The organism is Streptomyces sp. CC53, assembly GCF_001865245.1.
GTDB lineage: Bacteria > Actinomycetota > Actinomycetes > Streptomycetales > Streptomycetaceae > Streptomyces.
Genome location: NZ_MKXB01000100.1, coordinates 58469 through 66802, shown reverse-complemented (window position 1 = coordinate 66802; position 8334 = coordinate 58469). Strand labels below are relative to the sequence as shown.

Sequence of the window (8334 nt, the reverse complement as noted above, 5' to 3'; positions counted from 1 at the left end):
TGCCGGGCCCGCAAATCCGGATCAAGTCCTCATCCGCGCCCGGATTCTGGACGAGGTCTTCCGCTGAGCGGAGTGTTGTCGCTACTGTCCCCGGCACATGCACGCCCCGTGGCAGCGTCGCCGCGGAGCGCAGCCGGTGTGCCAAGGCCTGCCGGCGGCCTCTCGGAGCGACGACCCTGACGGGACAGGTGTCGCCACAGCCCCCGGGAGTGTCCGCCGTCACTCACTCCGAAGGAGGGGCGTCGTGACCGCGGAGACCTCCCAGACGCTCGACAGGGGACTGCGCGTCCTCAAGCTGCTCGCCGACACCGACCACGGACTGACCGTGACCGAGCTGTCCCAGCGGCTCGGCGTCAACCGCACCGTCGTCTACCGCCTGCTCGCCACGCTGGAGCAGCACGCCCTCGTGCGCCGCGACCTCGGCGGCCGGGCCCGCGTCGGTCTCGGCGTGCTGCGGCTGGGCCGCCAGGTGCACCCGCTGGTGCGCGAGGCCGCGATGCCGGCGCTCCGCTCCCTCGCGGAGGACATCGGCGCCACCGCGCACCTCACCCTCGTCGACGGCGCGGAGGCCCTCGCGGTCGCGGTCGTGGAGCCGACGTGGACGGACTACCACGTGGCGTACCGCGCGGGCTTCCGCCATCCGCTCGACCGGGGCGCGGCGGGGCGGGCCATCCTGGGTGCCCGGCAGGGCGGTCTGCGGGAGCCCGGCTACACCCTCACGCACGGCGAGCTGGAAGCCGGCGCGAGCGGCGCCGCGGCGCCGCTCCTGGGAGTGACCGGCATAGAGGGCAGCGTGGGCGTGGTCATGCTGAGCGACGCCGTGCCGGAGCGCGTCGGCCCCCGCGTCGTGGACGCGGCCCGCGAGGTGGCGGACGCCCTGCGCTGAGGGCGCACCGGCGCGGAGCCCCGGTCGGCCGGCCGCGGAGCCGCGGGAGCTGCTGGGGTGGTTCCCGGCGGTCGGGCGGAGGGCCGGGGGCACGGTGCCTGCTCGCGGCCGGCGCTGCACGAGGTGGACGCGGTCCCCTGCCGCACGGCGGTCAGGGGCGGTCGGGCCGCTCGCCGCTCGCGGACCGGCCGCCGGGACCGGGAGCACCCGGCGGGGCGTCGGTCCGCCGGATTCGGGGCGGGCCCCGAGCGTGCGGCGGTCGGTGCGGTGGGACCCCGGTGCCGGTCGTGCGGATACTTGGTCTTTCGTGTTCTCCCGCCTCTCCCGTCTCTCCCTCCCCCGGGCCCTGGCCGTGTGCGCGGTGCCGATCCTCGCGCTGTTCGCCGTGGCCGCCTTCGCGCCGCTGCCCTTCACCCTGGCGCAACCCGGCACCACCGCGAACGTCCTCGGGGTGGACAAGGGCCGCCAGATCATCACCATCTCCGGGGCGCCGGTCCACAAGGCGAGCGGTGAGCTGCTGATGACCACCATCCTGGCGACCTCGCCGAGCGCCGACATCGGCCTCGCCGACGTGGTGGAGGGGTGGTTCCGCACGGACCGGGCGGTCCTGCCGCGCGACTCCGTCTACCCGGCGGGCAAGTCCGACGCGGAGATCGAGAAGCGCAACCTCGGCCAGATGAAGCAGTCCCAGGACAGTGCCGTCCTCGCCGCCCTGGACTACGTCGGTGAGGACCCGGACGAGGTCGACGTGCGCCTCCACCTGGCCGATGTGGGCGGGCCCAGCGCGGGCCTGCTGTTCTCGCTGGGCGTCGTCGACAAGCTGGAGGCCGGGGACCTGACGGGCGGCCGCGTCGTCGCCGGCACGGGCACGATCAGCCCGGACGGCAGGGTCGGCGCGGTGGGCGGGGTGTCCCTCAAGACGCAGGCCGCCGCCCGCGACGGGGCCACGGTCTTCCTCGTGCCGAAGGCGGAGTGCGGGGACGCGGAGTCGGAGCTGCCCGCGGGCCTGCGGCTGATCCCGGTCACCACGCTCACGGACGCGGTGTCGTCCCTCCGGGCCCTGGACGACGGCGGGAAGGTACCGTCCTGCTGACGCCCGGCGACCCCCTGACCCCGGTCCCCTGACCCCACGCCGGACCCCTGGACCCGTGACCGCCGGCTCCTGAACGCCGGCCCCTCACCGCGGCGGGCGTACGCTGCTGCCGGGCCGCCGGGTGCCCCGTCCCGACCACCGGCTGGGGTTTCCGGGCGCGGCGCACCGCTGTGGGACCCGCGTCGCCGCGGCACGGACGCCGCCGCGCGTACCGCGGACCGCCCGGCACGGACGCCGCCGCGTGTACCGCACGCCGCCGTAGGACGTACCGCCCGAGGCTCGCCGACCGCCGACCGCCGACCGCCGACCGCCGACCGTGGCGGGGTGACGGGTGGCCCGCCGTCAGGCGAGGCGGGCGAGGCCGTCCAGGATCAGGTCGAGGCCGAACGCGAACTCGTCGGCGTACCGGTAGTCCGGCCGGAGGGCGTGCCCGCTCATCATCTCCGTCAGGTGCGGGTGCGCGTCGTCGGGCATCCGCTCCATGATCGTGTCCGCGACCGCCGCGAGCTCCTGCTCGGTACGGAACGGCAGGGCCCGTTCCTGCAGGACGAAGCCGTAGAGGTAGCTGTCGATCACGGAGACGGCGTGCGCCGTGAGCGCCAGGGAGAACCCTGCCCCGCGCAGGCACCCGATGACGGCGTCGTGGTGGCGCAGCGTCTCCGGCCCCGGGGTGGCCCGGGAGTCCATCAGGCCGACGGCCCACGGGTGCCGGGTGAGCGCGTCGCGGGCGGAGACCGCCCGGCGGCGCATGGCCTGCCGCCACTCCTCGTCCGGGGCCGGCAGGTCGATCTCGCCGAACACGGTGTCGACCATGCCGTCGAGGATGTCGCTCTTGTTGGCCACGTGGTGGTAGAGCGACATCGCCTCGACGCCCAGGCGTTCGGCGATCCTGCGCATCGTCAGCGACCCGACGCCGCCCTCGTCGGCGATCTCGACGGCCGCGCGCAGCACCCGCTCCCGGTCCAGTGGCACCCGCGGTGCGGCGTTCCTGGCCATCGTCCTTCTCCCTCCGAGCTCAGCCGGTTGACAACCTTACTCCGTAAGCTAGCCTTACGTTGTAAGGCAACGAAAGGGGGCCCACCATGAACCGGAGATCACCGCAGCGGCTCGCCCGGCTCACCGGGCTGCTGTTCCTCGTGATCGTCGTGTGCGGGATGTTCGCGACGACGGCGCTCGACGGCTTCGTCGTGGCCGGGGACGCCGCGGCCACCGCCGAGAACGTGCGGAGCGGGCGCGGCCTGTTCACGGCCGTCCTCCTGGGCTGGACCGTGCTGCTGGCGGCCGACGCCGCGGTGTCCGTGCCGCTCTACCTGCTCCTGCGGGATGTCGACGGCCTGCTCGCGCTCCTGGCGATGGCGTTCCGGCTGCTCTTCGCGGCGCTGCTCGGGGTCGCCGTGACCGGCGTGTTCCACGCCTACGCCCTGCGCGGCGATCCCGCCTCTACGGGCGTCGGGGCCGCCGGGAGCGGGGCCCGCGCGATGGCGGAGCTCGCCTCCTTCGACACGGCGTTCCTGTTCGGCCTCGTGGTCTTCGGCGTGCACCTGCTGTGCGTCGGCGTCCTGCTGTACCGCTCGCGCTACGTGCCGCGGGCGCTGGGCGCACTGGTCACCGCGGGCGGCGTCGCGTACGTGGTGGACAGTCTGCTCGGCCTGCTCGTGGCGGGCCACGGCGGAGCGGCGAGCACGGCCCTGCTGATGCCCGCGGCCCTCGGTGAGCTGGGCCTGACGGCGTGGCTGCTGATCAAGGGCGTCACCACCGGACGCCCCCACCCGAAGGAGACGGTATGAAGGTCTGCATCATCGGAGCGTCGGGCAAGCTCGGCCGGTACATGGTCCGGCACGCCCTCGACCGCGGGTACGAGGTCGTCGGAGTGTGCCGCGAGCGCAGCGTGCCCAAGCTCGACGCGTTCGCCGGCCGCATCACCCTGGTGCCGGGCCAGACGGACGACCGCGACGTGGTCCGGCGGGCGGTGCAGGACTGCGACGGTGTCCTCACCGTGCTGGTGCCGTGGGGCGTCCGGCAGTACGCGACGGGCACGGCGCAGGCCGTGCTCGACTTCGCCCCGAAGGGCGCGCGGCTGGTCTTCTCGTGCGGCTGGCACATCACCCGGGACGGGAAGGACGTCTACAGCCGGAGGTTCCGGGCGCTCGCCGCCGTGGTCGGCTTCCTCGGCCGGCTCTTCCGGCTGATCGACGTGGGCGACCAGGTCGAGGCGTGCCGGAGGGTGTTCGCCAGCGACACCCGGTGGACCGTCGTACGGGGCAGCGACCTGGAGGAGGGTGAGAGCCAGGGCCTGCCCGTCTGGCGCCGCCACGTCGGCGACCCCGCGCTGGCGAGCAACCTCACCCGCCGGATCGACTACGCGCTCTTCATGGTCGAGGCGCTCACCGACGACGGCCTGGTCCGCGAGGCACCCGCGATCGTGGGCTGCCGGACGCCTTCCGCCCTCGCCGCCGCGGGCTGACGCGCCCCGGCGCCCGGCACACGGGCGGTTCATGCGGTACGGCCCGGCGCGCGGTACGCCCACGCGGGCGGACCGCGCGGCACGGTGCGGGCCGCCCGCGTCGGGCACCGGGCGGGCCGTACGGACCGGCCCCGGCGGAAGCGGGCTCCGCCCCCGCAGGGCCCGGCGGCCCCCGCCCGCCGCCCACGTGCCGCGTGCCGGACACGTCGGGCACGGTCCGCGCGGTCCGCGAGCGTCGGACCGGCGCCGTGCCCAAGGCCGTTCGGAACAGGTGCGCCCGCGCCCCCGAGGGCTCAGCCGCCCTCGCCCGCCGCCTGCTCCACCAGCGGGATGATGCGCAGCCGTACCGGGTTCTCCATCACGATCGCCGTCGACGCGCGGACGATGCCGTCGATGCCGACCACCCGGTCGATGACCCGCTGGAGGTCCGCGTTCGAGCGGGCCACCAGGCGGCACAGCATGTCGCCGCTGCCGGTCGTCGTGTGCAGTTCCAGCACCTCCGGCACACCCGCCAGGTGCTCCCGCACGTCCGCGCCCTGGCCCTGCCGGATCTCCAGGGTGGCGAAGGCCGTCACCGGGTAGCCGAGGGCCGCCGGGTCCACGTCGGGGCCGAAGCCGCGGATCACGCCGCTCGCCTGGAGGCGGTCCAGCCGGGCCTGCACCGTGCCGCGGGCGACGCCGAGGCGCCGCGACGCCTCCAGCACCCCGATCCGCGGCTCACGGGCGAGCAGGGCGATGAGACGGCCGTCCAGATGATCGATCGACAAGGCGCCCTCCCGATGGTCATCGTGTACAGATCGCCCGGCCATAGTGGCGCTCCGCTGTGCAGATTGACCAGTGGATACACAAACTATTGCGCATCTTGTGGAACGGCGGGACGCTGCCGACATGACTGAGACCATGAATCACACCCCTGACACCGCTCGGCAGGCCGACCCCTTCCCGGTGAAGGGCATGGACGCGGTGGTCTTCGCCGTCGGCAACGCCAAGCAGGCCGCGCACTACTACTCGACGGCCTTCGGCATGAAGCTCGTCGCGTACTCCGGACCGGAGAACGGCAGCCGCGAGACGGCCAGCTACGTGCTCACCAACGGCTCCGCCCGGTTCGTGTTCACCTCCGTCATCAAGGCCACCAGCGACTGGGGCCGCTTCCTCGCGGAGCACGTCGCCGAGCACGGCGACGGCGTCGTCGACCTGGCCATCGAGGTCCCCGACGCCCGCAAGGCGTACGCGTACGCCGTCGAGCAGGGCGCCACCGGCATCACCGAGCCGTACGAGGTCAAGGACGAGCACGGCACCGTCGTTCTCGCCGCGATCGCCACGTACGGCAAGACCCGCCACACCCTCGTGGAGCGCAAGGAGTACGACGGCCCGTACCTGCCCGGGTACGCCGCCGCCGCCCCCCTCGTCGAGCCGCCGGCCAAGCGCACCTTCCAGGCGGTCGACCACTGCGTCGGCAACGTCGAGCTCGGCCGCATGAACGAGTGGGTGGGCTTCTACAACAAGGTCATGGGCTTCACCAACATGAAGGAGTTCGTGGGCGACGACATCGCCACCGAGTACTCCGCCCTCATGTCGAAGGTCGTCGCGGACGGCACCCTCAAGGTCAAGTTCCCGATCAACGAGCCGGCGATCGCGAAGAAGAAGTCGCAGATCGACGAGTACCTGGAGTTCTACGGCGGCGCGGGCGTCCAGCACGTCGCCCTCGCCACCAACGACATCGTCGCCACCGTCCGCTACATGCGCGAGCACGGCGTCCAGTTCCTCGACACCCCCGACGCGTACTACGACACGCTCGGCGAGTGGGTGGGCGACACCCGCGTCCCCGTCGAGACGCTGCGCGAGCTGAAGATCCTCGCCGACCGCGACGAGGACGGCTACCTCCTGCAGATCTTCACCAAGCCGGTCCAGGACCGCCCGACCGTCTTCTTCGAGATCATCGAGCGGCACGGCTCGATGGGCTTCGGCAAGGGCAACTTCAAGGCCCTGTTCGAGGCCATCGAGCGCGAGCAGGAGAAGCGGGGCAACCTCTGAGCACCCCCTCACCGCCCTGCGGCCCCGCGGAACCCTGACCCGCGGGGCCGCAGCCGTTCCCGGCCCCAGCAGGAGGCGGCTAGCGCAGCGGCGGCTCCGTCGACGGCTCGCCCAGCGCCTCCAGGGCCCGCCGCGCCGCCGGGGCGTGCAGCGGCGAGAAGTGCGGATTCGTGCGCAGCGCCTCCGCCAGGTGACGCCTCGCCTCGCCCTCCAGGCCCAGCTCCCGCTCGACCGCGCCCCGGTGGTACGAGAAGAGCGCGCTGCGCCGACCCTGCTCCGTCGCTCGGCGGACGTACGGCAGCGCCTCCTGCGCCCTGCCCGCCCGCAGCAGCGCCCAGCCCAGCGCGTCCGCCACGTCCGCGGAGCGGTGGCCGCGCCGCCATTCCGCCCGCAGCCAGCGCACCGCCGTCTCCGGGGCGCCGTGGTCGGCCTCGTACCGCGCCAGCGTCAGCGCGTGGTCCGCCCCGTGCGTCATCCCCTCCACCGACCGGTCGAGCAGCAGGTCGTAGCGCTCCCGCGCCGCCTCCTCCAGACCCAGCGACTCGGCCAGCTCGCCGGCCTCCAGCGCGTACGCCGGATCCGGCCGCGCCGCCAGCGCCGCCGCCCAGTCCCTTGCCGCCTCTCCGGTCCGCCCCAGCGCCGCGAGCACCCGCGCCCGGCCCGCCAGCGCCGGGGCGTGACGGGGGCTCAGCCGCAGCGCGGCCGCGTACTGCGCCAGCGCCTCCGAGGGCTCGCCCCGCTCCCACGCCAGGTCCCCGAGCCGCGACAGGCACGCGGCGCGCTCCGTCGGAGTGGCGGCCTTCGCCACCGCGTCGTACGCCACCGCCGAGGCGTCTTCCCGCCAGCCCTTGTCCCGGTACACCTGGGCCGTACGGGTCATGGCGGCCGCGCCGGTGTGCAGCTTCCGGAGCCGTTCCAGGGCCTTGCCGGCCGCCGCCTGGTCGCCCAGCCCCCGGTACGCGTCCACCAGCAGCGCCTGGCCCCGCCAGTGCTTCGGGCGCAGCTTCACGGCCTTGCCGCCCCACCGCCGGGCCGCACCGAAGTCGCCCCGCGCCTGCGCCAGCGCGCCCATGCCGAGCACCGCTTCCACGTTGCCCTGCGCCGCCGGGTACGCGTCCAGAGAGCGCCGCAGTGCCCGCTCCGCCTTGGGGTAGGCCGCCGGGTCGGCCGCTCTCCTCCCGCTCTCCGCGTACGCCGCGCCCAGCACCGCCCAGGACGCCTCGTCGCCCGGGTGGTCCCGCACCCACGCCTCCCGGTCCTTGATCAGCGCGGTCAGCTCCGAGGGCGCCGCCTGCGCCCCCGTGGTCACCGCCGAGGCCGCGCGCGCCGCGGCCCCGGGCGCCGCCGGATGCCCTGCGGGGACGCCGGCGCGCCCGCCGCCGAACAGGTCGGCCCCGTCCCCCAGCAGGAGCAGCGCAGCCGCGCCCGCGAGCACCGCACCCGCCCCGGCGGCCAGCACCACCCGGGCGGTCCGCCCGCCCCCGCGGCCCTGCTCGGCACCGTGCCTCCGGCTGAACCTCCGGTGTGGCGCGGGGTGTTCACCGCTCGGGCGCCGAGGGGCGCCCGTGGGCCGCCCGTGTGGCCCGCCGGGCGCCGGCGGCCCGCCCGACGCCTGCGGTGGGCCGGGCGCCTGGTGTTGGTCCGACGCCTGCGGGCGGCCTGGCACCCGGGGATCGCTCAGTGCCGGGGCCCCGTCGGGTGCCTGCGGTTCGCCTGACGCCCGGGGAGCGCGGGGTGCCTGCGGTGCGTCGGGGACGTCCGGCCCGTCCGGAGCAGCCCACCCGCCCGCCGCTGGGTGCCCGCCCTTGTCCGTAGGGGCGTCTGCTGCCCGTTCCTCGTCGTTTGCTGCGTGCCCGC

8 protein-coding genes are annotated in these 8334 nt (G+C 74.9%); 5 read left to right on the top strand and 3 right to left on the bottom strand.

What is annotated here, in order from left to right; translation table 11 throughout:
• Positions 1-244: 244 nt before the first annotated feature.
• Entirely contained in the window at positions 245-886 is a 642-nt protein-coding gene (locus BJP40_RS09290; protein WP_071271757.1) for an IclR family transcriptional regulator, read from the top strand.
• Positions 887-1193: 307 nt separating this feature from the next.
• Positions 1194-1979: a S16 family serine protease gene (locus BJP40_RS09285; RefSeq protein WP_071279972.1), complete on the top strand. Its 786-nt coding sequence runs from the start codon at positions 1194-1196 to the stop codon at positions 1977-1979.
• Positions 1980-2321: 342 nt separating this feature from the next.
• Here the strand turns inward: BJP40_RS09285 and BJP40_RS09280 are convergent, their stop codons facing one another.
• A complete protein-coding gene (locus BJP40_RS09280; RefSeq protein WP_071279971.1) occupies positions 2322-2975 on the bottom strand; it encodes a TetR/AcrR family transcriptional regulator in 654 nt (217 codons plus the stop codon).
• An 86-nt stretch (positions 2976-3061) separates the two neighbouring features.
• On the opposite strand from BJP40_RS09280, the gene BJP40_RS09275 reads away from it, so the two are divergent.
• The gene (locus tag BJP40_RS09275; protein ID WP_071279970.1) at positions 3062-3766 is read left to right on the top strand and encodes a DUF4386 domain-containing protein; all 705 of its coding nucleotides are present in this window, start codon (positions 3062-3064) and stop codon (positions 3764-3766) included.
• The gene (locus BJP40_RS09270) at positions 3763-4443 is read left to right on the top strand and encodes an NAD(P)-dependent oxidoreductase (RefSeq protein WP_071279969.1); all 681 of its coding nucleotides are present in this window, start codon (positions 3763-3765) and stop codon (positions 4441-4443) included. The genes BJP40_RS09275 and BJP40_RS09270 overlap by 4 nt, the downstream gene beginning before the upstream one ends.
• Positions 4444-4736: 293 nt before the next feature.
• Here the strand turns inward: BJP40_RS09270 and BJP40_RS09265 are convergent, their stop codons facing one another.
• Positions 4737-5210 (bottom strand): Lrp/AsnC family transcriptional regulator, encoded by a 474-nt coding sequence (locus tag BJP40_RS09265; RefSeq protein WP_071279968.1) that lies wholly within the window; start codon positions 5208-5210, stop codon positions 4737-4739.
• A gap of 121 nt (positions 5211-5331) precedes the next feature.
• Between BJP40_RS09265 and hppD the strand changes: the two genes are divergently transcribed.
• A complete protein-coding gene (gene hppD / locus BJP40_RS09260; protein WP_071279967.1) occupies positions 5332-6477 on the top strand; it encodes a 4-hydroxyphenylpyruvate dioxygenase in 1146 nt (381 codons plus the stop codon).
• A gap of 79 nt (positions 6478-6556) precedes the next feature.
• Here hppD and BJP40_RS09255 read toward each other — a convergent pair whose 3' ends face one another.
• On the bottom strand, positions 6557-7939 hold the full coding sequence (locus BJP40_RS09255; RefSeq protein WP_071279966.1) for a tetratricopeptide repeat protein: 1383 nt from the start codon (positions 7937-7939) through the stop codon (positions 6557-6559).
• Positions 7940-8334 lie beyond the last annotated feature (395 nt).

Bases quoted from the DNA above. Each gene is read 5' to 3' on its own strand.
- BJP40_RS09280 (WP_071279971.1), bottom strand. From the start codon at position 2,975: ATGGCCAGGAACGCCGCACCGCGGGTGCCACTGGACCGGGAGCGGGTG.
- hppD (WP_071279967.1), top strand. From the start codon at position 5,332: ATGACTGAGACCATGAATCACACCCCTGACACCGCTCGGCAGGCCGAC.
- BJP40_RS09270 (WP_071279969.1), top strand. From the start codon at position 3,763: ATGAAGGTCTGCATCATCGGAGCGTCGGGCAAGCTCGGCCGGTACATG.
- BJP40_RS09275 (WP_071279970.1), top strand. From the start codon at position 3,062: ATGAACCGGAGATCACCGCAGCGGCTCGCCCGGCTCACCGGGCTGCTG.